At 58.2% G+C, this 25379-nt stretch carries 24 protein-coding genes; 14 read left to right on the top strand and 10 right to left on the bottom strand.

The annotated features are described in order from the left end of the window. Positions 1–45: 45 nt before the first annotated feature. The 7 genes from JHL21_RS11630 to metK all read right to left on the bottom strand — a co-directional run bounded on the left by JHL21_RS11630 (position 46) and on the right by metK (position 8691). Positions 46–609, bottom strand: coding sequence for a DJ-1/PfpI family protein (locus JHL21_RS11630; protein WP_200213598.1), 564 nt, complete (start codon positions 607–609; stop codon positions 46–48). A gap of 134 nt (positions 610–743) precedes the next feature. Further along, the gene (infB, locus tag JHL21_RS11625; protein ID WP_200213597.1) at positions 744–3584 is read right to left on the bottom strand and encodes a translation initiation factor IF-2; all 2841 of its coding nucleotides are present in this window, start codon (positions 3582–3584) and stop codon (positions 744–746) included. Positions 3585–3589: 5 nt separating this feature from the next. Next, positions 3590–4279, bottom strand: a complete 690-nt coding sequence (locus JHL21_RS11620) for an RNA-binding protein (protein ID WP_282567605.1) — start codon at positions 4277–4279, stop codon at positions 3590–3592. Positions 4280–4309: 30 nt separating this feature from the next. Continuing rightward, a complete protein-coding gene (nusA, locus tag JHL21_RS11615; protein WP_200213595.1) occupies positions 4310–5905 on the bottom strand; it encodes a transcription termination factor NusA in 1596 nt (531 codons plus the stop codon). Next, positions 5905–6531 (bottom strand): ribosome maturation factor RimP, encoded by a 627-nt coding sequence (gene rimP, locus JHL21_RS11610; RefSeq protein ID WP_169194330.1) that lies wholly within the window; start codon positions 6529–6531, stop codon positions 5905–5907. Before rimP ends, nusA begins: the two co-directional genes overlap by 1 nt. Positions 6532–6654: 123 nt before the next feature. After that, complete coding sequence (gene trmB, locus JHL21_RS11605; RefSeq protein WP_200213594.1) at positions 6655–7359, bottom strand: tRNA (guanosine(46)-N7)-methyltransferase TrmB; 705 nt, start codon at positions 7357–7359, stop codon at positions 6655–6657. A gap of 75 nt (positions 7360–7434) precedes the next feature. Then, positions 7435–8691 (bottom strand): methionine adenosyltransferase, encoded by a 1257-nt coding sequence (metK, locus tag JHL21_RS11600; protein WP_200213592.1) that lies wholly within the window; start codon positions 8689–8691, stop codon positions 7435–7437. A gap of 213 nt (positions 8692–8904) precedes the next feature. Here metK and JHL21_RS11595 point away from each other — a divergent pair, with 213 nt between their 5' ends. From JHL21_RS11595 to JHL21_RS11565, 7 genes are all read left to right on the top strand, one after another. Then, positions 8905–9519, top strand: coding sequence for a ribonuclease D (locus JHL21_RS11595; protein WP_169194333.1), 615 nt, complete (start codon positions 8905–8907; stop codon positions 9517–9519). A 14-nt stretch (positions 9520–9533) separates the two neighbouring features. After that, positions 9534–10187: a hypothetical protein gene (locus JHL21_RS11590; RefSeq protein WP_200213590.1), complete on the top strand. Its 654-nt coding sequence runs from the start codon at positions 9534–9536 to the stop codon at positions 10185–10187. Further along, positions 10184–10645, top strand: a complete 462-nt coding sequence (locus JHL21_RS11585; RefSeq protein WP_199531122.1) for an LptA/OstA family protein — start codon at positions 10184–10186, stop codon at positions 10643–10645. Before JHL21_RS11590 ends, JHL21_RS11585 begins: the two co-directional genes overlap by 4 nt. Further along, positions 10642–11397: an LPS export ABC transporter ATP-binding protein gene (lptB, locus tag JHL21_RS11580; protein ID WP_169194336.1), complete on the top strand. Its 756-nt coding sequence runs from the start codon at positions 10642–10644 to the stop codon at positions 11395–11397. The genes JHL21_RS11585 and lptB overlap by 4 nt, the downstream gene beginning before the upstream one ends. Positions 11398–11530: 133 nt before the next feature. Then, positions 11531–13030, top strand: coding sequence for an RNA polymerase factor sigma-54 (rpoN, locus tag JHL21_RS11575; RefSeq protein ID WP_200213589.1), 1500 nt, complete (start codon positions 11531–11533; stop codon positions 13028–13030). Positions 13031–13466: 436 nt separating this feature from the next. Beyond that, positions 13467–14042, top strand: a complete 576-nt coding sequence (locus JHL21_RS11570) for an HPF/RaiA family ribosome-associated protein (protein WP_169194338.1) — start codon at positions 13467–13469, stop codon at positions 14040–14042. A 47-nt stretch (positions 14043–14089) separates the two neighbouring features. After that, positions 14090–14554, top strand: a complete 465-nt coding sequence (locus JHL21_RS11565; RefSeq protein WP_169194339.1) for a PTS sugar transporter subunit IIA — start codon at positions 14090–14092, stop codon at positions 14552–14554. Positions 14555–14627: 73 nt separating this feature from the next. Here the strand turns inward: JHL21_RS11565 and JHL21_RS11560 are convergent, their stop codons facing one another. Further along, positions 14628–14912 carry a DUF1150 family protein gene (locus tag JHL21_RS11560; protein ID WP_169194340.1) on the bottom strand — a complete coding sequence of 95 codons (285 nt, stop codon included), beginning with the start codon at positions 14910–14912 and terminating at the stop codon, positions 14628–14630. A 75-nt stretch (positions 14913–14987) separates the two neighbouring features. Beyond that, positions 14988–15407: an Hsp20 family protein gene (locus JHL21_RS11555; RefSeq protein WP_169194341.1), complete on the bottom strand. Its 420-nt coding sequence runs from the start codon at positions 15405–15407 to the stop codon at positions 14988–14990. 116 nt (positions 15408–15523) lie between these two features. On the opposite strand from JHL21_RS11555, the gene JHL21_RS11550 reads away from it, so the two are divergent. Next, positions 15524–16375, top strand: coding sequence for a glycosyltransferase family 2 protein (locus JHL21_RS11550; RefSeq protein ID WP_200213587.1), 852 nt, complete (start codon positions 15524–15526; stop codon positions 16373–16375). Here the strand turns inward: JHL21_RS11550 and JHL21_RS18005 are convergent. Then, complete coding sequence (locus JHL21_RS18005; RefSeq protein WP_199531117.1) at positions 16350–16901, bottom strand: TetR/AcrR family transcriptional regulator; 552 nt, start codon at positions 16899–16901, stop codon at positions 16350–16352. The two genes, JHL21_RS11550 and JHL21_RS18005, sit on opposite strands and share 26 nt — an antisense overlap. A gap of 90 nt (positions 16902–16991) precedes the next feature. Between JHL21_RS18005 and JHL21_RS11540 the strand changes: the two genes are divergently transcribed. The 6 genes from JHL21_RS11540 (at position 16992) to pheT (ending at position 25273) form a co-directional block, all read left to right on the top strand. Beyond that, positions 16992–18500, top strand: coding sequence for an MFS transporter (locus JHL21_RS11540; protein ID WP_254082031.1), 1509 nt, complete (start codon positions 16992–16994; stop codon positions 18498–18500). 147 nt (positions 18501–18647) lie between these two features. Continuing rightward, positions 18648–20822 carry a methyl-accepting chemotaxis protein gene (locus JHL21_RS11535; protein ID WP_200213584.1) on the top strand — a complete coding sequence of 725 codons (2175 nt, stop codon included), beginning with the start codon at positions 18648–18650 and terminating at the stop codon, positions 20820–20822. A gap of 131 nt (positions 20823–20953) precedes the next feature. Next, positions 20954–21154, top strand: a complete 201-nt coding sequence (gene rpmI, locus JHL21_RS11530) for a 50S ribosomal protein L35 (protein ID WP_046105910.1) — start codon at positions 20954–20956, stop codon at positions 21152–21154. 19 nt (positions 21155–21173) lie between these two features. Beyond that, positions 21174–21575 (top strand): 50S ribosomal protein L20, encoded by a 402-nt coding sequence (gene rplT / locus JHL21_RS11525; RefSeq protein WP_169194346.1) that lies wholly within the window; start codon positions 21174–21176, stop codon positions 21573–21575. Between the two features lie 108 nt (positions 21576–21683). After that, entirely contained in the window at positions 21684–22814 is a 1131-nt protein-coding gene (gene pheS, locus JHL21_RS11520; RefSeq protein WP_200213582.1) for a phenylalanine--tRNA ligase subunit alpha, read from the top strand. 35 nt (positions 22815–22849) lie between these two features. Further along, positions 22850–25273 carry a phenylalanine--tRNA ligase subunit beta gene (gene pheT, locus JHL21_RS11515; RefSeq protein ID WP_200213580.1) on the top strand — a complete coding sequence of 808 codons (2424 nt, stop codon included), beginning with the start codon at positions 22850–22852 and terminating at the stop codon, positions 25271–25273. Positions 25274–25379 lie beyond the last annotated feature (106 nt).

The raw sequence follows: 25379 nt of genomic DNA, 5'->3' as shown, positions 1-25379 counted from the left end.
AAAATAGGGCCCGCTTCGCCTCCCGAAGCGGGCTTTTTTTATGCGTTAGGCGTGATGTTCGGCGCCAAGCATAGCCAAGAACTGCGCAACGGCTTCTGGCGGCAAGCCGGCCGCCGCAAAGACTTCAGCGGCAAAGCTCACGGGTGCCGTTCCAGCTGCGGTGATGACACCATCAGCAGCGATAGCCTTGGTCTGGGCGATGTAGTGCTGCGTACCGGCATAGGCCGGCACCAGAGCCGCCAGATAGCCGTCGCCATTGGAGGTGTGTGGGATAGCGTTCAGCAAGCCTGCACGGGCCGCAGGGAGCGTACCGCCACAAATGGCGGCAATGGTGGCGCCCGCCGCTTTGCTGGCCAGCAGAACTGGGGAGATGTCAGGCGCATCAGGCGCATCCCAAATTGTCCCGCCGCAGACGACCAAGACGCCCTCAGAACAAACGTCGAGCCTGCCTGTATCTGCAACAAGCATTCCGCCCGCCGAGGTCAGATTGCCACCATTTGGGGATACAAAGCGGATGTCTGCCGCAAAAAAGAGACGCCCTGCCCCACTGATGAGCGCAATCTCCCAATCCGAAAAACCTTCGGTGAGGATGATGGTGATGGGGTGCATTGATTTCTCCTGATTATTCAGGAGCTTGATGCCAGAACAGTGACAGGGAATGTCAGTAGTAAACCCTTTTCTCCACCCATAAAAAAAGGGCGTGACCGAAGCCACGCCCTCTTCTCAATTTGTTTTCAACGCGCTTAGAGCGAACGTTGGACGGTTTCGACGCGGAAGCATTCGATAACGTCGTTGGCACGAATGTCTTCGTAATTTTCGAAGGCCATACCGCATTCCTGACCGACTTGCACTTCCTTGACTTCGTCCTTGAAGCGCTTGAGGGTCTTGAGCTTGCCTTCGTGGATAACCACGTTGTCGCGCAGCAGACGGACGCCAGCACCACGTTCGATGAAGCCTTCGGTGACCTGGCAGCCAGCGACCTTGCCGACCTTGGTGATCTGGAACACTTCCTTGATCGAAGCGTAACCGATGAAGGTTTCGCGACGTTCTGGAGCCAGGAGGCCGCTCATCGCACCCTTCACATCCTCGATGAGGTTGTAAATGATGTTGTAGTAGCGGATTTCGATCGCGTCGCGGTTGGCGAGTTCGTTCGCCTGCTTATTGGCACGGACGTTGAAGCCCATGACAATCGCGTTCGAAGCCTGAGCCAGGGTCACGTCGGACTCGGTGATACCACCAACGCCCGAGTAGATGATCTGAGCCGAAACTTCGTCGGTCGAGAGCTTGTTGAGCGAAGCAACGATCGCTTCGACCGAGCCCTGCACGTCGCCCTTGATGATCAGCGGGAACTTGGAGATGCCGTTCGCCTTGAGCTGATTCATCATCTGCTCGAGGCTGGTTGCACCACCACCGGCAGTCTTTTCGCGGATTGCGCGCTGACGGTATTCGGTGACTTCACGAGCACGCGCATCGGTTTCAACAACCGAGAAGCGATCGCCAGCGGACGGAACGCCATTGAAACCGAGGACTTCAACTGGAACCGAAGGACCGGCTTCCTTAACCTGCTCACCCTTGTCGTTGATCAGGGCGCGAACACGGGCGAACTCGGTGCCAGCAACAACAATGTCGCCAACCTTGAGCGTGCCACGCTGCACGAGAACCGTAGCCACTGGACCGCGACCGCGATCGAGCTTGGCTTCGATAACCTGACCTTCAGCACGGCCATCACGAGCAACCTTGAGCTCGAGAACTTCAGCCTGCAGGAGGATGGTTTCGAGCAGCTTGTCGAGGCCCAGACCAGTCTTGGCCGAGAGTTCTACGTCGAGGACGTCGCCGCCCATGGTTTCGACGAAGACTTCGTGCTGCAAGAGTTCGGTGCGAACCTTCTGCGGATCAGCCGAAGGCTTATCCATCTTGGTGATCGCAACGATGATCGGAACACCAGCCGCCTTGGCGTGCTTGATGGATTCGATGGTCTGCGGCATGACGGAGTCGTCTGCTGCAACCACGAGGATGGCGATGTCGGTTGCCTGAGCACCACGAGCACGCATAGCGGTGAACGCTTCGTGGCCTGGGGTGTCGAGGAAGGTGATTTTCGCACCGTTCCGTTCAACCTGATACGCACCGATGTGCTGGGTGATGCCACCGGCTTCACCAGACACAACATTGGCATTGCGGATCGCATCGAGAAGCGAAGTCTTACCGTGGTCGACGTGACCCATGATGGTCACAACCGGCGCGCGATCGGTCAGATCTTCTGCCTTGTCGTCCGAAGCAATGTCGAACAGGCCTTCTTCAACGTCGGCGTCCGAAACGCGCTTAACGGTGTGACCGAGTTCAGTTGCGATCAGTTCTGCAGTGTCGGCATCGATCACGTCCGTGATCTTGACCATCTGACCCTGCTGCATGAGCATCTTGATCACGGTGACCGAACGTTCGGCCATACGGTTTGCAAGTTCTGCAACCGTGATGACTTCTGGAATAACCACTTCACGCTGAAGCTTTGGCGCATCCTGCTGGTTGCGGCCCATCTTCTTGTCGCGACGACGCTTCATAGCGGCCAAAGACGGGCCACGATCACGATCGCTTTCGGTGGTTGCAGTCGAAACAGTCAGACGACCACGCGAGGCGCCATTGTCCGCCTTACGGGTTGGACGTTCTGGCTGAGCGCGCGAGGCGCGACGTGCGTTCTCGAGTTCTGCTTCAGTGGTTGGACGAGCTTGAGGCGCACCAGCGCGGGTACGACGACCATCAGCTTCGCTTGGCGGTGCTGGTGGGACGTTGCCGATTGGGGCCATGCCTGGGGACGGACGGCCACCGGCAGGACGGGCACCTGTGCCAGCTGGACGGGTGTTCGTGCCGGCTGGACGGGTGTTCGTACCGGCTGGGCGGGTGTTGCCACCAGCTGGACGTGTGCCTGTACCTTCTGGACGACGGTTGTCGCCGGTTGGGCGAGCACCACCTTCTGGGCGTTCGTTGCGAGTAGGACGCGCGGACTGACCCGGACGACCGGCAACGACGCGAACGTCGCGTGGGCCTGGGTTGCGCTGGCTCGCTGGAACGAAGTCTTCGCGGGCAGGCTTTTCTTCGACGACCGGACGTTCTGCAGCAGCTACGGATGCAGCTTCTTCAGCGCGACGGGAGTCTTCAGCCTGACGGCGTTCTTCTTCCTGGCGTGCAGCTTCTTCGCGGATCTGACGACGACGGTTGTCATCTTCGATACGGCGCGCTTCTTCAGCTGCAAAACGCTCACTATCTTCAGCCTGACGCGCGCCAGCCAGAGCAAGCGCCTTACGGCGTGCTTCTGCTTCCGCAGCCGAAAGGCCTAGCGGTGCGCGGTTCTGCTGCTGGGGGCGGCCACCCTGTGGTCGGCCCGAACCCTGGGGACGGCCACCGCCGCTACCCGTGCCGGTCTGTCCGGCGGGCTTGGGAACCACGCGAGTGCGCTTTTCCACGACTACGGTCGAGCGCGTGGGCGCGCGCGACATCCCGCCGGGGCGATTGCCCAGCCCGGCGCCGCCCTTGAGGGTCAGAGTCTTTTTGGCGCCGGTGTCGTCGGAACGCTTGTCGTCGTTATCAGCCATACTTCCTATCGTCTTTCGTCCTGGTCCGCGGGCAAAAGCTCACCAATGGCAGATGCACTGCCGGTGTCTTCTTGCGTCGGTTGGGCGTTGTAAATGGCGAGACGTCTCGCCTTTGCAAGCGCCGATTGCGCAGCTGCCCCTGTCGTCAGGGCAGCATGTATCACATTTTCCAACCCAAGTGCCAAACCCATTTGATCACTTGAGAGCAATTCGAAGTGCGGCACATCTGGGCCAGAGATGCCCTCGTCGCGCCGCGCATAATTGAGAGCCCGCAAGGACCCTGTCATCTTGTTCCGCCCATCGGGCGCCGCGTCAGTCGCGGTGATGAGCGCCAAGGCCGTTCCATTGTCAAGAACGCCTTTGACTTTAGTCGCTCCGGTCACAAATTGACCGGCCTTTTTCGCCATGCCCAGTGCCGAAAGATAGCGCTGCTCAAGACGCAGTCTGGTGAGTTGTGCCAGATCATCCGGAACGGTTACAGGGGCCTTTAGGCTCCGTGCAAACGCCTTTTTCCGGACAGCTTCTGACACAGCTTCGTGATTGAGCGAGATCCAGACCCCGCGCCCTTCAGCGCGTGCCTCGACATCGGGGACTAGCACCTCATCGGGGCCAACCACGAAACGCACCAGCGCCTCGACCGGCAATTCCTCGCGGGTCAAGGCACAAGTTCTAGTTGTTTCTACGCGCCGGGCCACTGCCAGGTGCTCCCAAGAGGAGGGCGGTCGTTAGACCGCCTCCTCCACAGAATGATCGTCTTCGTCTGCAGGAATTTCGTCTGCGCTGATCCAACCAGCACGGATACGAGCCTGCATAATCATGTCTTCGGCTTCTTCGCGAGAAACCGGGAAGTCCTTGAAAGTACCTTCGAAGCGCTTCGTTTCGCCATCCTTGCGTTCGGTCCAGCCGATAAGATCATCCGCTGCACAACCAGCGAAGTCTTCGACCGTCTTAATGTCTTCCTTGCCCAGAGCAACCAACATGGCAGCGTTCAGGCCAGCAATTTCGTAAAGCTCGTCTTCGACGCCAAGCTCCTTACGCTCTTCATCGAACTTGCGATCGATTTCAGCGAGGAAGTCAGCAGCACGGGCCTGAATTTCACCAGCGGTTTCTTCATCGAAACCTTCAATGGTGGCGATTTCGCCCGGCTCGATATAGGCCAGTTCTTCAACCGAAGAGAAGCCTTCCGAAGCCAGAAGTTGGGCAACCATTTCGTCAACGTCCAGCGCCTGCATGAACAGGGTCGAGCGTTCAGTGAATTCCTTCTGGCGACGTTCGCTTTCTTCCTGCTCGGTCAGGATGTCGATATCCCAACCAATGAGCTGGCTGGCCAGACGCACGTTCTGACCACGGCGACCGATGGCGAGCGAGAGCTGCTCATCAGGAACCACAACTTCGATGCGCTCGGCCTGTTCATCGAGAACAACCTTGGCAACATCAGCAGGCTGCAGCGCGGAAACGACGAGATCGGCGATGCCGTCGGTCCATGGAATAATGTCGATCTTTTCGCCCTGCAGTTCGGCCACAACAGCCTGAACACGCGAGCCACGCATACCAACGCAAGCGCCGACCGGATCGATCGAGCTGTCGTTCGAGGTAACGGCGATCTTCGCGCGCGAACCTGGGTCACGAGCGATGGAGCGAATGGTGATCACGCCATCATAGATTTCCGGCACTTCTTGCATGAAGAGCTTGGCCATGAACTGCGGATGGGTGCGCGAGAGGAAAATCTGCGGACCACGCTGTTCACGACGCACGTCATAAACATAAGCGCGGACGCGATCGCCGTAGCGGAACATTTCGCGCGGGATCAGTTCGTCACGACGAATGATGGCTTCGCCACGACCGAGGTCGACGATCACATTGCCATATTCAACGCGCTTAACCGAACCGTTGACGATTTCGCCAATACGACCCTGGAATTCTTCGAACATACGGTCGCGCTCAGCGTCGCGGACCTTCTGAACAATAACCTGCTTAGCCGACTGAGCGGCGATACGGCCAAATTCCATTGGCGGCAGCGGCTCGGTGAGGAAGTCACCGATGCGCGCTTCAGGCGACTTGGTCTTGGCAAACTTGAGGTCAACCTGGCGCGCTGGTTCTTCAACGAACTCAACGATCTCGAGCAGACGCCACATGCGGGTTTCGCCCGAGCGTGGATTGATCTCAACCTTGATTTCAGTTTCAGCGCCATAACGGCCCTTGGCCGCCTTTTCCATGGCGTCCTGCATGGCTTCGATGACGACCATACGGTCGATCGACTTTTCACGCGCTACAGCGTCGGCGATCTGCAACAGCTCAAGGCGATTCGCACTAACAGCCATTATTTGGACTCCTCAGACATATCGTCGTCATTATCGGCGTCGGCGTATTCAACCGTTTCGGTTTCGTCGTCGTCGATTGGATGCAGCTCCTGCTCAGCGCGAGCCATATCCATGAGCTTGTCGGTCATGACCAGCTTGGCTTCCCCAATGGTTGAGAAGGCAAGCTTGTGATTTGGATCAGTACCGCCCGGCGCATCTGGCAGAGTGATGGTCACGCCATCCGCATCCACCGCAGTGATGTCGCCACGGAAGCGCTTGCGGCCATTGACCATGTCCATCAGCTCGATCTTGGCTTCATGGCCAAGGAAGCGCTCATAATCGCGCTTACGAACGAGGGCCCGGTCGATGCCCGGCGAGGACACTTCCAGATGATATTCGCGTTCGATTGGATCTTCTACGTCGAGAACCGGAGACAGGTCCTTGGACAGATTTTCACAATCGGTAATGTTGAAGCGGCCATTGGCATCTTCAGCCATAATCTGAAGGGTGCAGCCGTTTTCCTGCGTGATTTTCACACGAACCAGCGAGTAGCCGAGGCCATTAGCCACCGGCTCAACGATGCGCGAGATGCGAGCTTCAAGCCCGGTCTCTTTAATGTAGCGCTTTTCGGTCAGATCGAAAGCCATTGGATCCCAAGATAACAAAAAGAGCGGGGGCCTTCCGGCACCCACTCTCAGAAGAGAGCAACGATGTTGGTCTCTATATAGACCCTCAACCCGCCAATGGCAAGCCAAGCGAGAGGCTTCTCATCACACGCGGGTATAGGTGAAATACCAAGAAATCATCCGACCTTCGCGACGCGCTTTCTGTTCATAGCGAGTCGGCTTCCAACCCGCATAAGGAATGTGCCAATCGCCGGGCGCGCTGGTTTCAAAGCGGAACTGGGGGCAGCGCACCAGATGCGCCTGTGTCCAATCGGCATAATCTTCAATGTCTGAGGCAAAGAAGAAATTTCCGCCCGGACGAATGACGCGGGAAAGCTGCGCCAAGGTCGTTGGCGACACAAAGCGACGCTTGTGGTGACGGCTCTTTGGCCACGGATCGGGGTAGAGCAGATAAATCGCATCGACGGAGGCGTCGGGCAGGCTCATCAAAAACTTGAGCGCATCATCGGTGAAGAGGCGTATGTTTTGCAGCTCAGCGGCAGCAATGGCCTGAACCATCTTACCGATACCGCCGGTAAAAACTTCGCAGCCAATAAAGCCGGTTTCTGGCTCTTCGGCGGCCTTGCGCGCCAGATGTTCGCCCCCGCCATAGCCGATCTCGACCACAATGCGCTTGGCATCGGGATAGATCGACCGCGGATCAAATTGCTCTTGGAGTTTGATCTCAACTTGCGGCAGCAGATCATCGACCAGCTCAAGCTGCCCACCATGCAATTTCTTGCCAGAACGGCGACCAAAGAAGGCGCGCGGCTCGCCGGTGCGGGTTTTGGGTAGCTCGTGTTCGGTCATGGTCATCTAGAATAAATGAAGGGCCCCTTCGCTTGGTGCAAAAGAGGCCCTTGGTCAAGGTTATGCGCGTAAAGATCAGGCGACTGCGGCCTTGAGAGCCTTCACCAGATCCGTTTTTTCCCAAGAGAAAGAGCCATCGCGGCCGGCCTTGCGACCAAAATGGCCGTAAGCAGAGGTGCGCGCATAGATGGGCTTATTGAGATCGAGATGGGTGCGAATGCCCCGCGGGGTCAAATCCATCACCTCAGCCAGCGCAGCTTCGAGCTTGGATTCATCGACCTTACCGGTGCCATGCAGATCGACATAGATCGAGAGCGGCTTGGCAACGCCAATAGCGTAAGAGAGCTGGATGGTTGCGCGGTCGGCAAGGCCGGCTGCAACCACGTTCTTGGCGAGATAGCGCGCAGCATAAGCGGCCGAGCGATCGACCTTGGTCGGATCTTTACCAGAGAACGCGCCACCGCCGTGAGGCGCTGCACCACCATAAGTGTCAACAATGATCTTGCGACCGGTCAAGCCCGCGTCGCCGTCTGGACCGCCAACGACGAACTTGCCCGTTGGGTTGACGTGCCAAACCGTGTCCGCCGAAATCCAGCCTTCCGGCAGGGCTTCGCGAATATATGGCTCGACGATCTTACGGACGTCGGCGGAGGAGAGCGTTTCATCCAGATGCTGGGTCGAAAGGACGATCTGCGTCACGCCAACGGGCAGGCCGTTTTCGTAACGGACAGTCACTTGGCTCTTGGCATCGGGCCCCAGAACCGCAGCAGGACCGGTGCCGGACTTGCGCGCTTCGGTCAGGGTCTCAAGAATCTTGTGAGCGTAATAGATCGGCGCCGGTAGCAATTCTGGGGTTTCGCGTGCGGCATAGCCGAACATGATGCCCTGATCGCCAGCGCCAACATCCTTATTGCCGCTTTCGTCCACGCCCTGGGCAATGTCAGCGGACTGACCATGCAGCAGCACATCGATACGGCAGGTCTTCCAATGGAAGCCGTCCTGCTCATAGCCAATGGCGCGGATCGCCTTGCGTGCAGCGGATTTGAACTTGGACGGGTTCACCATCGGCGCACCGGCAGCATCGTGAACGATATTGCCCTGCTTGTCCTTCTTCAAAAGCGAATCGGGAACGCGCACTTCGCCCGCAATGACGACGCGATTGGTGGTCGCGAGCGTTTCGCACGCGATGCGCACCTGCGCCGGATCCATGCCGGTCTTTTTAGCTTCCTTGAACACCAGATCCACAATCTCGTCCGAGATGCGGTCACAGACCTTATCGGGGTGACCTTCAGAAACGGATTCGGAGGTGAAGAGGTAAGACGAGCGTGCCACGCTAAAGTCCCCTAAAGTTCCAGACGCCCGAGGGCGCACACATATTGAGCGTTTTGTGACACTGGCGAGGGGGCGGGTCAAGGAGGATATAAAGAAATCTTGATATGGTTATATCCCAATGCAGCGCATTTCATCTCGCAATTGTCCGCTTCGCCTTTCCATCGACACAGGTCTGTGCCAAGACAGGTGAAATTGAATTGCTGGACATCATTCATGGCCATCCGAGTACACCGCGGCGACCTGCCAAATCTGAACAACTACGGCCGCGAAGTTGCGATCGACACTGAAACAATGGGGCTCAACCCCAGTCGCGACCGCCTTTGCGTGGTGCAGCTTTCGCCGGGCGATGGCAGCGCTGACGTGGTGCAAATCCCGCAAGACGCAACCGAGGCACCGAACCTCGTCAAGCTGCTTGGCGACGCCAATGTGACGAAGATTTTCCACTATGCGCGCTTTGACGTCGCAGTGCTGAAAAACCGGTTTGGCGTGGTCACAGGTCCGATTTACTGCACCAAGATCGCCTCTAAGCTTGTGCGCACCTATACTGACCGCCACGGTCTGAAGGATCTTTCGCGTGAATTGCTCGGTGTCGACATGAGCAAGCAACAGCAAAGCTCGGATTGGGGCAATACCAAGCTGACCGACGCGCAGCTTGAATATGCAGCTTCTGACGTTTTGCACCTGCACGACCTCAAGCGCCACCTAGACCGAATGCTGGCCCGCGAAGGCCGCACCGAGTTGGCGCAGCAATGCTTTGACTTCCTCAAGACCCGCTGCGAGCTCGATCTCCTGGGTTGGGAAGAAACCGACATTTTTGCTCATAGCTAAGAGTACCCCGCTCGATGAGCGATACGACGGCGAATTCGAGAGCATTTAGAAGGCTGGCGCGGCGCAATCGCTTCGTCGGCCTCTTGCGTGTTTTCGTGCCGATTTTGGGCGTGGTGGTCTTTGCAGCCCTCTGTCTGCAACTCTACATTTCCAGCATCAGCGGGCGGTTTGAGGTCGGCAATATTACTGTCACCCCAGAGGCCGTGGTTGTCGAAGCGCCGGAATATGTGGGCGTCCTGCCGGACGGCTCGCGCTATCGGATCTCCTCGGAAGGCGCACGGTCGAGCAATGACCGGCGCGACTTTGTCGACCTCGAAAATGCCCGGCTCGTGATGGACCGCGCCGACGGCGTACAGTTTATTGCCCAAACCAATGACGCCGAACTCGATACCCTGCGCGAACTCACCATCGCACGCGGATTAACCGAGGTTTCGGACTCCACCGGTACAGTCGGGACGATTGTGAATTCGACCTTTGACTGGCGCAGCCAAATCCTGACCAGTGAAGGCCGTGTGGAAATTGATTACGCCGACGGTTCCTCTGTACGAGCCGAAGGTCTTGTTTATGATGCGGAAGCGGCACAGTGGACGTTCTCCCGCTCTGTCGTAACCATCCCCTCCACCCCGGGCGAGGGGCAGTCTGAGACTGAAGAAGGCGAAACACCATGAAACGCTGGTTAGCGATCCCCGCTGTGCTGATGCCGCTTTTAGCAGCTAGCCCCGCGCAGGCCCAAAACCCCGTCGAGATCTCCTCGGATGAGTTCGTGATGAACGAAACCGACCGGGAAGCAGTGTTCACCGGCAATGTTGTGGTCAAGCATCCCGTTGTAACCGTCTGGGCGCCCAAGGTTGTGGCGACCTATGGCGATGGCGGCACCAGCGACATCAAAACCTTTGAGGCCACCGGGGGCAATGTGCGCCTGCTGACCAAGGACCAGGATTCAACCGGCGACCGCGCCGTGTTCACCCCGGCCGACCAGCTGATGCGCCTTACCGGCAATGTGAAGGTGAAGAACGCGTCCGGCACTGTCGATGCGACCGAATTGGTGGTGAACCTTGAAACCAATGTCTCGACCTTCACCAGCTCTGGCGGCGGCCGCGTGACGGGGGTTTTTACCTCTCAATGAGTGCAGAAACCTCAGCACGTGTCGACCAGACCGGTTGGCTGGTCGCCAATAATTTGGCCAAGAGCTTTGGCAAGCGCGTCGTCGTGCGCGATGTGTCGCTCGCTGTAAGGCGCGGCGAAGCCGTTGGCCTACTGGGGCCGAATGGCGCTGGCAAAACCACCGTTTTCACTATGATCATGGGCCTGGTGAAGCCGGACGCGGGCACCATTGTTATTGATGGTCAAAACATCACCCGCCTGCCGCTTTTTCAGCGCGGGCAGTTAGGGATCGGCTACCTCCCTCAGGAGCCAAGCATTTTTCGCGGGCTGACCGTCACCGGCAATATCATGGCCGTGCTTGAAAACACGGTCAGTGGCAAGGCTGAGCGCAAGCGTCGCCTAGAAGCACTGCTGAGCGAATTTTCTATCGAACATCTCGCGAAATCTAATGCCCTCGCCCTTTCGGGCGGCGAGCGTCGGCGAGTCGAAATCGCGCGTGCCCTTGCGGCTGACCCGGCCTTTATGCTGCTCGACGAGCCGTTTGCGGGCGTTGACCCCATTGCCGTGGCTGAAGTGAAGGGCCTCGTGCGCCAGCTCACCCAACGTGGCATTGGCGTGCTGATCACCGACCACGCTGTGCGTGAGACCCTTGGCCTCGTCGATCGCGCCTATCTTATCCATGGCGGCAAGGTGATGATCCAAGGCAAGCCAGAGATGATTTCGGCCGATCCAGAAGCGCGACGGGTCTATCTGGGCGAAGGTTTCTCCATCTAGCGCGTTCTGGTTAAACTGAATTTCGTCGCCTGAAATATCTGGCACGAAACTTGCCGGACGCCCTATTTTGTTGCATGGTCCCGGCGGGAAGCGGCCTTGTCGGCCGGACTTAGCAACACGAGACCTCACACGCATGGCGCTTTCGCCACGGCTGGAATTTCGCCAGTCCCAATCGCTAACGCTGACGCCGCAGCTGATGCAGTCCATCAGACTGCTGCAGCTTAGCCATCTTGAGCTCAACGCCTTCGTTGACACCGAGCTGCTGCGCAATCCACTGTTGGAGCGTGAAGAGGGGCCAAGCGAAGACAGCGCCGATAGCGAGCCGGTGGAAAAGCCGGTTGAGATGAGCGCCTATGAGGACACAGTCGCGCAGGGCGAACGTATTCAAGACGCTGACCAAATCGCTGAGGGCTATGACACTGCGGTCGAAAACGTCTTCCCCGATGCCATTCCGCAAGACATTGGCCAGACCTCTGGGCCGGACCGTGGCGGCTCGTTTGAGGGCGGCGAAACATCGGACCTCGACCAATACGTCGCCGCTAAGCCGCGCCTATCTGATCATTTGGAAGCGCAAGCCAATATGGTGCTGCGCACGACAGCCGATCGGCTGATCGCCCAACATCTCATCGATGGGCTGAACGAGGCTGGCTATCTCAGCGTCGAACTCGACAGCATCGCCGAGCTACTCGGGGCCGAAATCGAAGATGTTGAGGCAGTTTTGCAGGTGCTGCAGACTTGCGAGCCCATGGGACTGTTCGCGCGGTCGGTGGCGGAGTGTCTGACACTCCAGCTCATCGAGCGGGATCGATTTGACCCTGTAATGCAAAAGCTGATCGAGAACCTGCATTTGCTGGCCGACCATAATATGTCGGCCCTGCTCAAAACCATCGGCTGCGACAAGGAAGATCTGATCGATATGTTGGCCGAGCTCAAGCAGCTCGACCCCAAGCCCGGCCTAGCGTTTGATATCGCGCCAGTGGAGTCTATCGTTCCGGACGTGTTCGTTCGGCCAGGGCCTGATGGCGGGTGGCAGATTGAGCTCAATTCCGAGATCTTGCCGCGCGTACTCGTCAACCGCGTTTATTACGCAACGGTCACCAAGAAGACCCGCGATACGGCTGAGAAGACTTTTCTGATCGACTGCCTGCAGACCGCAAACTGGTTGACGAAGAGCCTTGATCAACGGGCGCAGACCATCACCAAGGTGGCGACAGAGATCGTTCGTCAGCAAGATGGATTTCTGACCCACGGGGTCTCGCACCTCAAGCCGATGACGCTGAAAATGGTGGCCGAAGCCATTGAAATGCACGAGTCCACCGTGTCGCGCGTGACGGCCCAAAAATATATGGCCACCCCCCGCGGCCTTTATGAGATGAAGTATTTCTTCACCACCGCCATTGCCTCATCGGAGGGCGGAGCTGACCATTCGGCGGAAGCCGTGCGCCATCGGATCAAGAATTTGATCGACGCCGAAGACGCCAAGGCCATTCTCTCTGACGACACCATCGCTGAGATTTTGCGCAAAGAGCAGGGTATCGAATTGGCCCGACGTACTGTGGCCAAATACCGCGAAGGCATGAATATCCCTTCCTCGGTCATTCGCCGTCGTCAAAAGAAGAACCTCGCCGACTAAAGAGGTCCCGCGCGCCTGCCGTCTGACCGCCAAAATCTGTCGAGATTTCAGTCTGATTTGGGCGGCTTTCGCCTCGGCCCGACCCTTCGTGGAGAGGGGCTGGTGCCGACGCCGACTAGACCGGGTGAAGTGACTGACAGGACGCAATTTCTGCGCGCCGCGCTGGCACAGAAAAAACCTTGAGCGCTAAGCAAAGTTTTTCGGAACTAAGGGCAAAACGCCCCGTTATTTCAGCGCGGAGCGTAGTCTGACAAAGGAGTGCTGTCACCTCGCTAAACTCCTAAGGAAGCCGAGTTCGTCATGGACTTGGGTTAAGAGCGGGGCTAGCATCCTCTTGTCAGTGCGGTTTCGCGTGCTGACAGACGCAGATCCCGTAAAGCCGGGAAGCGGCTTACGGAACATCTCGTCTGGCCATACGACCGAAAGGAAGAAAGCCATGACCCTACGTGTTTCGGGAAAGAATATGGACGTTGGTGATGCCCTGCGTGGCAAAGCCCAAGATCACGTCGCTCATGTGGTGCGAAAGTACTTCGACGGCGGCTATGACGGCCATCTTACCCTGACGCCCGATGGCATTGGTTTCCATGCCGACTGCGTGGTTCACCTTGATACAGGGGCTACGCTGCAGGTGAGCGGGAAGGCGCAAGACCCAACCGCGACCTATGAAATCGTCGCAAACAATATCGAAAAAAGACTCCGCCGTTATAACCGCAAGCTGCGCTCGCACCGTCGTGCGGAAGCAAATGCCGAGGACGACTTCGTCGCGCAATACACAGTTTTTGGAGGGACAGAGGGTGTTGACGAGCTCGAAGAGGACTATGCTCCGCCGGTGATTGCCGAGACCACGAAAAACCTCAGACAGATGAGCGTAGACGAGGCCGTTATGGAGCTCGACTTTACCGGTCAACAAGTCGTTATGTTCCGCCACGCTGGACATGGCGGTCTGAATGTGGTCTACCGCCGCGCGGACGGCAATATCGGCTGGATTGACCCAGCCCTGAGCGCCAGTTAATGGGCGCCCGCCGACTGTTTTCGCTGATGAGACCCTAAGGCAGACTTATGGAATTGGCCGATATTCTGGCAGAACATGCCGTGCTGACTTGCACGGGTGTGCGCGACAAACGCCATCTGTTTGAGCTCCTTTCCCAAAAGGGCGCCGAGCTTACCGGATTTCCTGCAGAGACCATTCTCGAAGTGCTGATGGCACGAGAAGAGTTGGGTTCGACAGGTTTGGGCAACGGAATTGCTATCCCGCATGGCAAGGTATCCGGACTCCAAGGCGTAACCGCTGTGTTCGCTCGCCTTGATGAGGCGATCGAGTTCGACGCTGTCGACGACCAGCCAGTGGACATTGTTGTGATGCTGCTCGCCCCTGTTGGCGCTGGCGCTGATCACCTCAAGGCCCTCTCACGCGTAGCGCGCATTCTGCGCACCGAAAGCGTGGTCGACCAACTCCGAGCCGAAAACGATGCAGATCGTCTGCACGTGCTGCTGACCGAGCAGTTGGAAGAAGACGCGGCGTAAACCGCTAGGCAAAGATTAAAAAACCCCCGCAGCACGCGCTCCGGGGGTTTTTCTTTGGGCTTTTCAACTCCGCCTAATGCAGAGTTGCGACACCTATGCGCTGGTCAGACAGCCATTCTGCGACGGCCTCGGTGGTATCAGCCACCATGAGCGGGGTGCCATCAGCAGACATCACCAGGTGATATTCACCAGCGGCGTCGAAATGGCCTTCCTCGATGAGCGTCGTCAGCAGCGAACCAGGCACGGCTTTAATATAGGCGACCGCATCACCCCCGAGCGCGGCAAACTGGGCGCGCGTGAGATGCTTAAGCGGGTTCAGTTCATCCGCATGAAGGTCGGAATTGCTTTTGTCCATCATCGGGTCGGCCCTTTCCTTTCCTTGGCTCTCTCCTGGCACGGGCCGGAGGCTCGGCCCTTGGGGAGGAGTGCTCATTTAGAGAGAGCGAATGTTGATAATTCGGGCGATCTTCTGAGCGCGAGGACGCTCAGCAGTGATAACGAGCATACCATGCCCTAAAGTTGCATCGAGGACTTGCATTCCGTCGGCTAGCAGAAAGCTCCGTTGGAATTGGCGGGCCGCAATGCCGCGATGCAGATAGTCACGACCGGGGTCGTCTTTCTGTTTTCCTCGTAGCTGCAGCTGATTGTCTTCAACCTGCACCTCGAGTTCATTTTGCGAGAACCCAGCGACGGCAACCGAGATCAAAAATCGTTCAGCGCCATCTTCGGTCTGAACGCGCTCGATATTATAGGGCGGATAGCCGTCAGCAGCACGCTGAAGGCGATCAATGCGCTCCTCAAAGTTATCAAACCCGAGGAGGAAAGGTGCAGAAAACACCGAAATACGCGACATTTAAGCGTCCTTGAACATCAAGCAACGTCCTGTCGCAGACCCGAACACATATGGCGTCTGCAACGCGCTCAAGATATGGGTATGGCCTAGCCGGGTTCAAGAGCTAAGGAGCATCCATGCCCCATACGGTCGCCATCATTACGCCTGCCTTTCACGCCCAAAGCACGCTGGCGACGACCGCGACAAGCGTACTGAACCAAACACACGGCGACTGGGAACACTGGATCATCGCCGACGACGGCTTCGATTATCGCTCCTACATGTATGAACAGGGCCTAAACGATCCACGCCAGCGCTTTCTGACGAGCGGCGGGATTGGCCTTGGCGCTTCGGTGACGCGCAATGTGGCGCTCGAAACGATTACCGCGCCATATGCGGCAATTTTGGATGCGGACGACCGGCTAAAGCCCACAAAACTTGAGAAAGCTGTGTCAGCACTCAAGGATTTTGCCATTGTCAGTACCGCACTTGATGTCATGGACATGAGCTTTGCACACCTGCGCTTTGTCGGCGTTGGCGAGAACCGCGCGCTGACGCCGGGCGAACACAAATGGGTGAGCCTTTCGATGGACTCAATGGTGGTGTGGGACCGGGCCAAAGCCGATGGGCGGTTTGAGGCCGGCATGAGCAATATGACCGACTTGGAGTTTTTGCTGCAGCTCTACCGGACGGCGCCACAAAGCTACCATTTGGGCGAGCCGCTGCATGATTATATCAAGCGGGAAGGCTCGATGAGCAATTCCACAAATGTGACCGAGGGAATGATCCGCTCCAAGCGCGAAATCCTGAGGCGATTGGAAAGTGGTTATTATGGGCTATCGCAAAGCGATGTGGACGGCGTCGCTGCCTTCCTAACCATCTCGATAGCGGCCGAGGCCGAATTCGGCGATGCCCTCGCGGCACAGCCGGGCCTGCTCTTTGAAGATCACCTTGAGCCGCGCCTCAAGGCTTCTCAGCAAGCAGAATAGAGAGAATATCATTATGGATTTCGACCCAGTCGCTTTCGCTGATGGGGTAAAAATCCATGCCGCGCAGCAGGAGCGCGCCTTCGCTGGCAAAGAGCGCGAGGCGCGCTTTTCGACCTGACGGGGTCGAGAGGTCCAGCTTGCGCAGGAGTTGCTCGTAATACTCCAGCGCCCCTTTCCGATATTGCGGCGACCGCATGAAATTGGTCACGAGCGCAACCGAGCGCTCATTCAGGCTCTGGCCGGCGTCGCGGCTGGCGATGGTGTGGGCGCGCACTCGATTTTCGCTTGTATCTTCCATCTCAGCCATGCGCGCGTTGGCGATCTCGTCCATTGCGGCAAAGACGCGCGTGAACATGGCGTCGATCAAACCATCCTTATTGGTGAACGCGTAAAGCACCCCGCCTTTGCTGACCCCAGCTTCGGCGGCAACCGCTTCGATTGTCAGCTGCCCAGCGCCATCGCGAAACACCACGCGCTCGGCAGCATCGAGTAAAGCACCACGATCAATTGTTTGTTTTCTACCCACTTTTTTCTCTTTTCAATCCGTCCGGACGGATATAAATAACCAATCTTTGGCGGCGAAGCTAGGCCGCAATGACTCAAAATGAGGTGTACGATGCCGAAGACTCATAACAGATGGCTGGTGCTGATCGCAGTTCTGGTTGCCTTTGTGCCAATCGTCATCGACATGACCATCTTGCACATCGCTGTGCCGTCTTTGACCTTGGCACTGGGCGCAAGTGGCACCGAGATCCTTTGGATCATCGACATCTACCCCCTGATCATGGCCGGTCTTTTGGTGCCGATGGGCACTCTGGCCGACAGGGTGGGGCATAAGCGGATGTTGCTCACCGGGCTCGCCATATTTTTGGTCGCTTCGGTGATTGCCGCTTTCGCTCCCACCGCCAGCGTTTTGATCGGCGCACGGCTGTTGCTCGCGATCGGCGCCTCCATGGTGATGCCCAATATTCTGGCCATTATTCGCCAGACTTTTGACGATGCGAATGAACGCGCCATGGCTTTGGGCCTCTGGGGCACGATCGGCGGCGCAGGCGCGGCTTTCGGTCCACTGGTGGGCGGCTTCCTGCTTGAGCACTTCTGGTGGGGCTCTGTGTTTTTGATCAATGTGCCGGTAATGGCCATTGTCTGGCCGCTCGCCTATTTCGTCGTCCCGAAGCGCAAGCCAGAAGGCACAGCTGAGTGGAAATTCGGACAGGCACTGGCCCTTATTCTTGGCCTGATTGCCACCGTTTACGCTCTGAAATCTGGCTTTAAACCCGACAGTTCCGTCATCACCAGCCTCTCCATTGCGGCCATCGGGCTGGCACTGATCGCTTGGTTTGTGCGCCAGCAATTGCGCTCGGCAACGCCCATGCTCGATATGAGCCTGCTGCAAACACCCGCTATTGTCGCGGGCGTGGTCATGGCACTGGTCGTGACCGGCGCGCTGGCTGGAGTGGAACTCACTATCGCGCAGGAATTGCAGTTTGTGGTTGGCCGTAGCCCGCTTCAAGCCGGTCTCTTCATGATGCCACTCGTCATCGCCTCGGCGATTGGCGGACCTGTGGCCGGCTATCTGGTCAAATACGTCGGGCTAAAGTGGCTCGCACCGGCGTCGTTGTTGATTGCAGCCTTGGCGCTGAGCGTCCTGGGTGTCAGCGATTTCCACCACCCCGGCGTAACGGTTTACCTGATGATGGCGATGCTTGGGCTGGCCCTCAGCATCGGCCTTACAGCCTCCTCGATCGCCATTATGTCGAATGCACCGGCCGACAAAGCCGGAGCTGCGGGCTCACTAGAAGGCACGGGCTATGAGCTGGGCGCAGGCTTGGGCATTTCGCTCTTTGGCGTCTTGCTCACCAATATCTACGCCACAAACCTGCGCGTTCCTGAGGGTCTGGCGGCACTCGTGCCTGCCAATGCCAAGGATTCGATTGGGGAGACCATGTTGGCAACCCAAAGCCTAGGCGATCAGGCTGGGCTTTTAGAACAGGCGGCGCGTCTGGCTTTTTCTAGCGCTCACCAAACGGTTCTCCTCAGCGCTGCAACAATCGTGGCAGTCTTGGCCATTGGCGTGGGCTTTGCCCTGCGGAACTACAGCACGCCTGAGCAGAGCGCACACTAGGCAGCCCAGCTTTGACATATCTCTTAGCGGCGCGCGCGTGCCGCTAAGCTACTGCTATAACCACATTTATGGCAGTACCATGCAAGATTCATTAAGATATGACCTCTACCTAGTCCGCTAACGTTGGGACTTCCCTAGGCTAGGTCTATGAATCTGCACCGCTTATCTCTGTCAGCGCGTATCTATCTCGCTTTTAGCATCCTGATCGTGCTGATGGGTGGCCTTCTTGCACTGTGCTTGGTTGGCAGCCAGACATTAACCGCGGCATTTGCAGACCGTAGCCTGGTGGCGCAGCAGACCGATGAAGTTCGCACGCGATCTGAACATCTGGCGGATGCGCGCCTTGCCTTTAGCCAATACCGCGTCCGACCATCGAGCGCGACTGAGGCGCCTTTGCGCGAAGCGCTGGCGCGCTTGCCCGAAGAAGACGTGGCCGTGTTCATTGAGAACGTTGAATCCATCATCGCTCTCGATACGAACCTCATCTCCCAAAGTGAGATGGTACGCGCGCAAAACCTGACCCTGATGGATCAGGCAGAAGAGCTGGTCAAAGGCTTGTCGCAGCTCGATGGGCTGTCCGTTGCCGTAACGGCAAACGGCGCAGCGGTGCAGCGTGGTGTTCTGATGCTGCGCATTGAAACAGAAGATCTGTTGAGCGGGGAACCGGGCGCGCTGGACCACGCCATGACCGCGCACTCCGAAACCACCAAAGCGCTCAACATGCTGCGCTACAGCATTTATGGCTCGCCTCTGGATGACCTCGCCAAAACCATTCTGGGTGAACTCAACCTAGTCCTCTCAGAACTCACCACTATGGCGGAGATCCAACAAGCCAGTGCCGAGTTTGAGCGCTCTGTCGCTGCTGCCGACGCGGCGCTGTTGCAGTCTTATAATTCCACGCTTGAACAAAGCGCTGCCGAAGAGGCGCGGATCGAACAGCAGGTGGGCGAGCAGAGCGGTCAGATCACCCTCTTGGCCTCACTCGCAGGCGGCCTCGCTTTGATCATCGGCGTGATCTTCAGCCTGCTGACGGCGCGTTGGCTGGCAAAGGAAATCGGGGCCATCGCCGAGCGGATGGACCGTCTCTCGAGCGGCGAGTTTGACCTCACGATTGATAATACCGAGCGCACCGACGCGCTTGGAAGCATCGCCCGCGCGCTCGAAGTGTTCGGGAAGAACGGCCAGACCTTGCAGGCATCGCGCCAACGCGAGCAGGAAGAGCAACGCGAGGCGCAGCTTGCTGCGCAGCGCTGGAGCACGCTCAAGGCGGACCTCGGCTATGTTGTCGATGCGGCGCTTGATGGGGATTTCTCCGCGCGTCTCAGCAATGGCTATGGCAGCGACGACCTCGACGCCTTGGCACGCAGCGTTAACGCGCTGATGGAAACGGTGGCGCAAGGCGTGCAGACGAACGCCAATGTGCTGGCCAATCTTGCTGCTGCGCGTTTGGATCACCGCGTTGAAGGCGAGTTCCGTGGCGTCTTCCAGAAGCTGCAGAACGACACCAATGCTTTGGCAGAGTCTCTGTCTGGCACGATGGAACAGCTCTCTGACGCCTCGCAGGCCCTCCGTCGCGCCACCCGCGAGATTTTGAGCGGGACCGACAATCTGGCCGAACGCACTCATCGTCAGGCTGGCGTTTTGGAAACCACCGTGCGCGCCGTTGAACACTTGGCAAGCCAGCTCGATGAAACCGCCGAACTGGCCCATAAGGCCGCCAATAGCGCCAAGGAATCGGCCGAATTGGCCTATAATGGCAATTCGGCAATGTCGCGCCTGCTGCAGGCCATGACGGACATCCGCAGCTCCTCTGATCAGATTTCCTCGATTACGGGCATGATCGAAGACATTGCCTTCCAGACCAATCTCTTGGCGCTCAACGCTTCGGTGGAAGCGGCGCGCGCAGGCGATGCGGGCAAGGGTTTTGCTGTGGTGGCCGTAGAAGTGCGCCGTCTGGCGCAATCGGCGGCCAATGCCTCGCAAGACATTAAGGCGCTGACCTCGAAATCCTCAACCGTTGTTGCGGGCGGCACCAAGATCGCGCAGGAAGCAGCAGAAGTGCTATCGGCCATCCACACCGTGGTCGGTCGCTCGAGCTCTGAAATGGAACAGATTGCGGCCTCGGCCCAGTCCCAATCGCAGTCGATTGTTACGATCGCACAATCCATGCGTGAAATGGATAGCGACATGCACCAGAACGCCGCGCTGGTTGAAGAATCGCACGCCTCGATCGACCAAACGCGTGCGCAGGCCGAAGCGCTCGACGAAATCGTTACTCGCTTTACACAAGGCGAACACGATAGCCAGGAGGAGGCGGCTTAAGGCCTTGCGTTTCGTGCGCAGGACGCCTATTAAGCCCCATCTCCGGATCGCCCGGCCAAAAGGCATGCCGTGGCGGTTCTTGAATGCGATGGGCCAAAATCCATCCAAGTACCTTCAAAAGGACCCGCAAAATGCCAAAGATGAAGACCAAGTCCGGTGCAAAGAAGCGTTTCAGCTTCACCGCAACCGGTAAGGTGAAGGCCGGCGTTGCCGGCAAGCGCCACCGCCTTATCAGCCACAACGCAAAGTACATCCGCACCAACCGCGGCACCAAGATCCTGTCCAAGGGCGACGAGGGTCTGGTGAAGTGGTACATGCCGTACAACCGCTAAGCTGGAAGGACACTAAAGAATGGCACGCGTAAAAAGAGGCGTCACAGCCCACGCCCGTCACAAGAAGGTCTTGAAGGCCGCCGAAGGTTACTACGGCCGCCGCAAGTCTACGATCCGTATCGCCAAGCAGGCGGTCGAAAAGGCCGGCCAGTACGCTTACCGCGACCGTCGCGTCAAGAAGCGTAACTTCCGCGCTCTGTGGATCCAGCGTATCAACGCAGCAGTGCGTGACTACGGCCTGACCTACAACCGCTTTATCGACGGCCTCAGCAAAGCTGAAGTCGCTGTCGACCGTAAGGTTCTGAGCGATCTCGCGATCACTCAGCCAGAAGCTTTTGCGGCTATCGTCGCTAAGGCCAAGGCAGCTCTGGCGTATCTCGAAACCGTGGATGCAACCACCCACGCTCGCGTTACCGCCTAATCTTCAGCTTAGCTGAGGTCAAAATTGCGCCTTGCGCCACCCGAGAGGGCTGGCGCGGGGCGTTTTGTTTTGGTCTAACCGCCACCAGTACGTTGAACGAGATTATTCATGTCCCTGCAGTCCCAGATCGAAACCCTGCGCAGTGAGATTTCCGCAGCCATTAACGGCGCGGATACAGAAACTGCACTTGATGCCGTGCGCGTCGCAGCCCTGGGCAAGAAAGGGTCTGTTTCGGCCCTACTCGCCACTCTCGGCTCGATGGACCCCGAAGACCGTAAAGCCGCAGGTCCGGCTATCAACGGGCTCAAGAATGATGTGGCGGGCCTTATCGACGCGCGCAGCATTTCCCTCAAGAGCGCAGCGCTAGAAGCGCGCCTCACGGCGGAGACGCTCGATGTCACCCTGCCCTTGCAGCCTGCCCCAACCGCCAAGGGCCGCATTCACCCGATTTCGCAGACCATTGACGAAATCACTGCGATTTTCTCGGACATGGGTTTTTCCGTAGCCGAAGGTCCCGATATCGAGACCGATTATTACAACTTCACCGCGCTGAACTTCCCTGAAGGCCACCCGGCGCGCGAAATGCACGACACCTTCTTCATGAAGCCCGGCCCGAACGGGGAAAAGAAGGTTCTGCGCACCCACACCTCGCCGGTGCAGGTTCGCGTCATGCAGAAGACCAATGATAAGCCATCGGCGTCCTATCTGACCCCACCACAAGATCCGCCGATCCGCGTGGTTATTCCGGGCCGCACCTATCGTAACGACAGCGACCAGACCCACACCCCGATGTTCCATCAGGTGGAAGGTCTCGTCATCGACAAGTCGAGCCATATTGGCCAGCTGCGCTGGGTGCTCGAAGAATTCCTGAAGGCCTTCTTTGAAGTGCCGAACGTCACCTTGCGCTTCCGCCCAAGCTTCTTCCCCTTCACTGAGCCGTCGATGGAAGTTGACGTGCAGTGCGACCGCTCGGGCGCCGAAGTGAAGATCGGCGAAGGCAATGACTGGCTCGAAATTCTGGGTTGCGGCATGGTTCACCCTAACGTGCTCGAACACGCTGGCCTCGATCCAAGCGTCTATCAGGGCTTTGCCTTTGGCGTCGGCATCGACCGTCTCGCAATGCTGAAATACGGCATGCCGGACCTGCGTGCGTTCTTCGACGCTGACCAGCGTTGGATTGAACACTATGGCTTCCGTCCGCTCGACCTGCCGACATTGTTCGGCGGCCTGAGCAACTGAGCCTGACCCCAGATTCCTGAAAGCAGAATAGCAAAATGAAGTTCACTCTCGACTGGCTCAAGGAACACCTCGACACCAATGCTTCGCCGGAAGATATCGGCAAGGCATTGACCATGATTGGTCTCGAGGTCGAAGGCATTGAAAGCCAGGGTAAGGCGCTCGAAAAGTTTGTGGTCGCGCATGTGGTGGAAGCCAAAGCGCACCCGAACTCGGACCACCTCAATATCTGTAAAGTTGACGCGGGCACGGGCGAGTTGATCGACGTTGTCTGCGGCGCTCCAAACTGCCGCACCGGTTTGAAGACCGTGTTTGCCGCGCCGGGCACCTATATTCCGGGCAAGGATTTTGAGCTCAAGGGTGGCGTTGTCATCCGTGGCGCGCCATCTAACGGCATGCTGTGCTCGGCTGCAGAGCTGGAACTGTCGGACGAGAACGACGGCATTATCGAGCTGCCCGAAGACGCGCCAATCGGCCAGAAGTACGTCGACTTCGCAGGCATCAACGGCGTTGTCTTTGACATCTCCATCACACCAAATCGCGGCGACGCGACCGGCGTTTATGGCGTGGCGCGCGATCTGGCGGCCTTTGGTCTGGGGACGTTGAAGTCCACCGACTTTTCGCCAGTCCCTTCCAAGGGTCCAAGCCCGATTGCCCCGCTCGCGCATGACTTCGCTGACGGCGCGCCAAAGGCGATCCGCAAGTTTGCTGGCCGCTACATCGCCAACGTCAAAAACGGCCCCTCGCCAGAATGGCTGCAGGCGCGATTGCGCGCTGTTGGTCTGCGCCCGATCAACACCATTGTTGATATCACCAACCTTGTTTCGCTGGGCTGGGGTCGTCCGCTGCACGCCTATGACGCCGACAAGGTTGAGGGCGCCATGGTGCTGCGCAATGCCCGTGGCGAGGAGTTCGACGCGCTCGACAACAAGATTTACACGCTCGACGAAACCATGACGGTTATCGCCGACGACAAGGGCCCGCTGTGCCTAGGTGGCATTATGGGTGGCATCCGTTCGGGTGTGACCGAAGACACCACCAATATCATCATGGAATGCGCCAGCTGGGACCCGGACCTGATTGCTCAGGGTGGTCGCAAAACCGGCATTGTTTCGGACGCGCGCTATCGCCTCGAACGCAATGTTGATCCGGCCCTGACAGAACCAGGCCTGCAGCTGGCAACCCGCCTCGTGCTGGAACTCTGCGGCGGCGACGCCATGGAGCCAGCGATTTCGGGTGAAGATGTGTTCCCGAACACGGTCGTCGAGTTCCCACTCGCGGAAGTGAAGCGCCTCACCGGCCTCAATGTTTCCGCTAGCGAGATCGAAGACATTCTCACTCGCCTTGGCTTTGGCGTTGAAGGCGAGGGCAATGTTCGCACGGTGAAGGTGCCAAGCTGGCGCCCAGACGTGACGATGAATGCCGACCTCGTGGAAGAGGTGATGCGCATGGTGGGCGTGGACAATGTTCCCGTCGAACCACTGCCGCGCCTCAACCATGTCGCTCCGCGCATTCTAACCACCATTCAGAACCGTCGCCGCATTACGCGTCGCGCTCTGGCATCGCGTGGTCTGGATGAAGCCGTCACTTGGTCGTTCATTTCCAATGAATTGGCGACACGCTTTGGTGGTGGCACCGAAGACCGCCAGCTGGCCAATGCCATTGCCTCGGACATGACCGATATGCGCCCGTCCCTGCTGCCAGGCCTGCTCTCGGGTGCGCGTCGCAATGCCAACCGTGGCTTTGGCGATGTAGCGCTGTTTGAAGTGGGTCAGGTGTTCCTGTCCGGTAATCCAGACGGCCAGCATACCTATGCAACGGGCGTCCGCACTGGCACGGCGACACTCAATGGCGCTGGCCGTCATTGGTCCGGAAAGGCCACGGCGGTTTCCGTTTGGGACGCCAAGGCAGACCTTGCGGCGGTGCTCGATGCTCTTGGCGTGGATGTCGACAAGGTTCAGGTGTTGCCAGAAGCTGCAAGCTGGAGCCATCCGGGTCGCGGCGGTCGCTTCGCCCTTGGTCCGAAGGTCGCGCTTGGTTGGTTCGGTGAACTGCACCCCGCTCTGATTGCTGAGCTTGACCTTGAAGGTCCGGTTGTGGCGTTCGAGATTGACCTCGATGCAATTCCAGAAGCCCGCAAGAAGGCCACGAAAACCAAGCCTGCGCTGGCACTCAGCCAGTTCCAGCCTGTGTCACGCGACTTTGCTTTCGTGATGGATAAGGCCGTATCGGCTGCGACCATTCTCAAGGCTGCCAAGGGCGCGGAAAAGGTGCTGATCTCAGACGTGACCATTTTCGACGTCTTTGAAGGCACCCATGTTGGCGAAGGCAAGAAGTCGGTCGCAATCGAAGTGACCTTGCAGCCACGCGACAAGACACTGACTGATGAGGACATCGAAAAGGTGTCGGCGGCGGTCGTGGCGGCGGTTGCCAAAGCCACTGGCGGCGAGTTGCGCAAGTAAGATCTATCGGGGGCGGCTCATGCTAGACCGCCCCCACCCCACCTCCCCCTTCACACGGGAGAGGAACCTGCCGGGGCCTGCCCGGCTTTTGCATTTGGGAATGACA

The organism is Devosia sp. WQ 349K1 (genome assembly GCF_016595685.1).
Lineage (GTDB): Bacteria > Pseudomonadota > Alphaproteobacteria > Rhizobiales > Devosiaceae > Devosia.
Note: the sequence above shows the minus strand (reverse complement) of the source record. Positions and strands in the feature narration are given on the sequence as shown.

Coding starts and splice junctions, on each gene's coding strand:
- JHL21_RS11630 (WP_200213598.1), bottom strand. CDS start 609: ATGCACCCCATCACCATCATCCTCACCGAAGGTTTTTCGGATTGGGAG.
- infB (WP_200213597.1), bottom strand. CDS start 3,584: ATGGCTGATAACGACGACAAGCGTTCCGACGACACCGGCGCCAAAAAG.
- nusA (WP_200213595.1), bottom strand. CDS start 5,905: ATGGCTGTTAGTGCGAATCGCCTTGAGCTGTTGCAGATCGCCGACGCT.
- rimP (WP_169194330.1), bottom strand. CDS start 6,531: ATGGCTTTCGATCTGACCGAAAAGCGCTACATTAAAGAGACCGGGCTT.
- trmB (WP_200213594.1), bottom strand. CDS start 7,359: ATGACCGAACACGAGCTACCCAAAACCCGCACCGGCGAGCCGCGCGCC.
- JHL21_RS11595 (WP_169194333.1), top strand. CDS start 8,905: ATGGCCATCCGAGTACACCGCGGCGACCTGCCAAATCTGAACAACTAC.
- JHL21_RS11590 (WP_200213590.1), top strand. CDS start 9,534: ATGAGCGATACGACGGCGAATTCGAGAGCATTTAGAAGGCTGGCGCGG.
- JHL21_RS11585 (WP_199531122.1), top strand. CDS start 10,184: ATGAAACGCTGGTTAGCGATCCCCGCTGTGCTGATGCCGCTTTTAGCA.
- lptB (WP_169194336.1), top strand. CDS start 10,642: ATGAGTGCAGAAACCTCAGCACGTGTCGACCAGACCGGTTGGCTGGTC.
- rpoN (WP_200213589.1), top strand. CDS start 11,531: ATGGCGCTTTCGCCACGGCTGGAATTTCGCCAGTCCCAATCGCTAACG.
- JHL21_RS11570 (WP_169194338.1), top strand. CDS start 13,467: ATGACCCTACGTGTTTCGGGAAAGAATATGGACGTTGGTGATGCCCTG.
- JHL21_RS11565 (WP_169194339.1), top strand. CDS start 14,090: ATGGAATTGGCCGATATTCTGGCAGAACATGCCGTGCTGACTTGCACG.
- JHL21_RS11560 (WP_169194340.1), bottom strand. CDS start 14,912: ATGATGGACAAAAGCAATTCCGACCTTCATGCGGATGAACTGAACCCG.
- JHL21_RS11555 (WP_169194341.1), bottom strand. CDS start 15,407: ATGTCGCGTATTTCGGTGTTTTCTGCACCTTTCCTCCTCGGGTTTGAT.
- JHL21_RS11550 (WP_200213587.1), top strand. CDS start 15,524: ATGCCCCATACGGTCGCCATCATTACGCCTGCCTTTCACGCCCAAAGC.
- JHL21_RS11540 (WP_254082031.1), top strand. CDS start 16,992: ATGCCGAAGACTCATAACAGATGGCTGGTGCTGATCGCAGTTCTGGTT.
- JHL21_RS11535 (WP_200213584.1), top strand. CDS start 18,648: ATGAATCTGCACCGCTTATCTCTGTCAGCGCGTATCTATCTCGCTTTT.
- rpmI (WP_046105910.1), top strand. CDS start 20,954: ATGCCAAAGATGAAGACCAAGTCCGGTGCAAAGAAGCGTTTCAGCTTC.
- rplT (WP_169194346.1), top strand. CDS start 21,174: ATGGCACGCGTAAAAAGAGGCGTCACAGCCCACGCCCGTCACAAGAAG.
- pheS (WP_200213582.1), top strand. CDS start 21,684: ATGTCCCTGCAGTCCCAGATCGAAACCCTGCGCAGTGAGATTTCCGCA.
- pheT (WP_200213580.1), top strand. CDS start 22,850: ATGAAGTTCACTCTCGACTGGCTCAAGGAACACCTCGACACCAATGCT.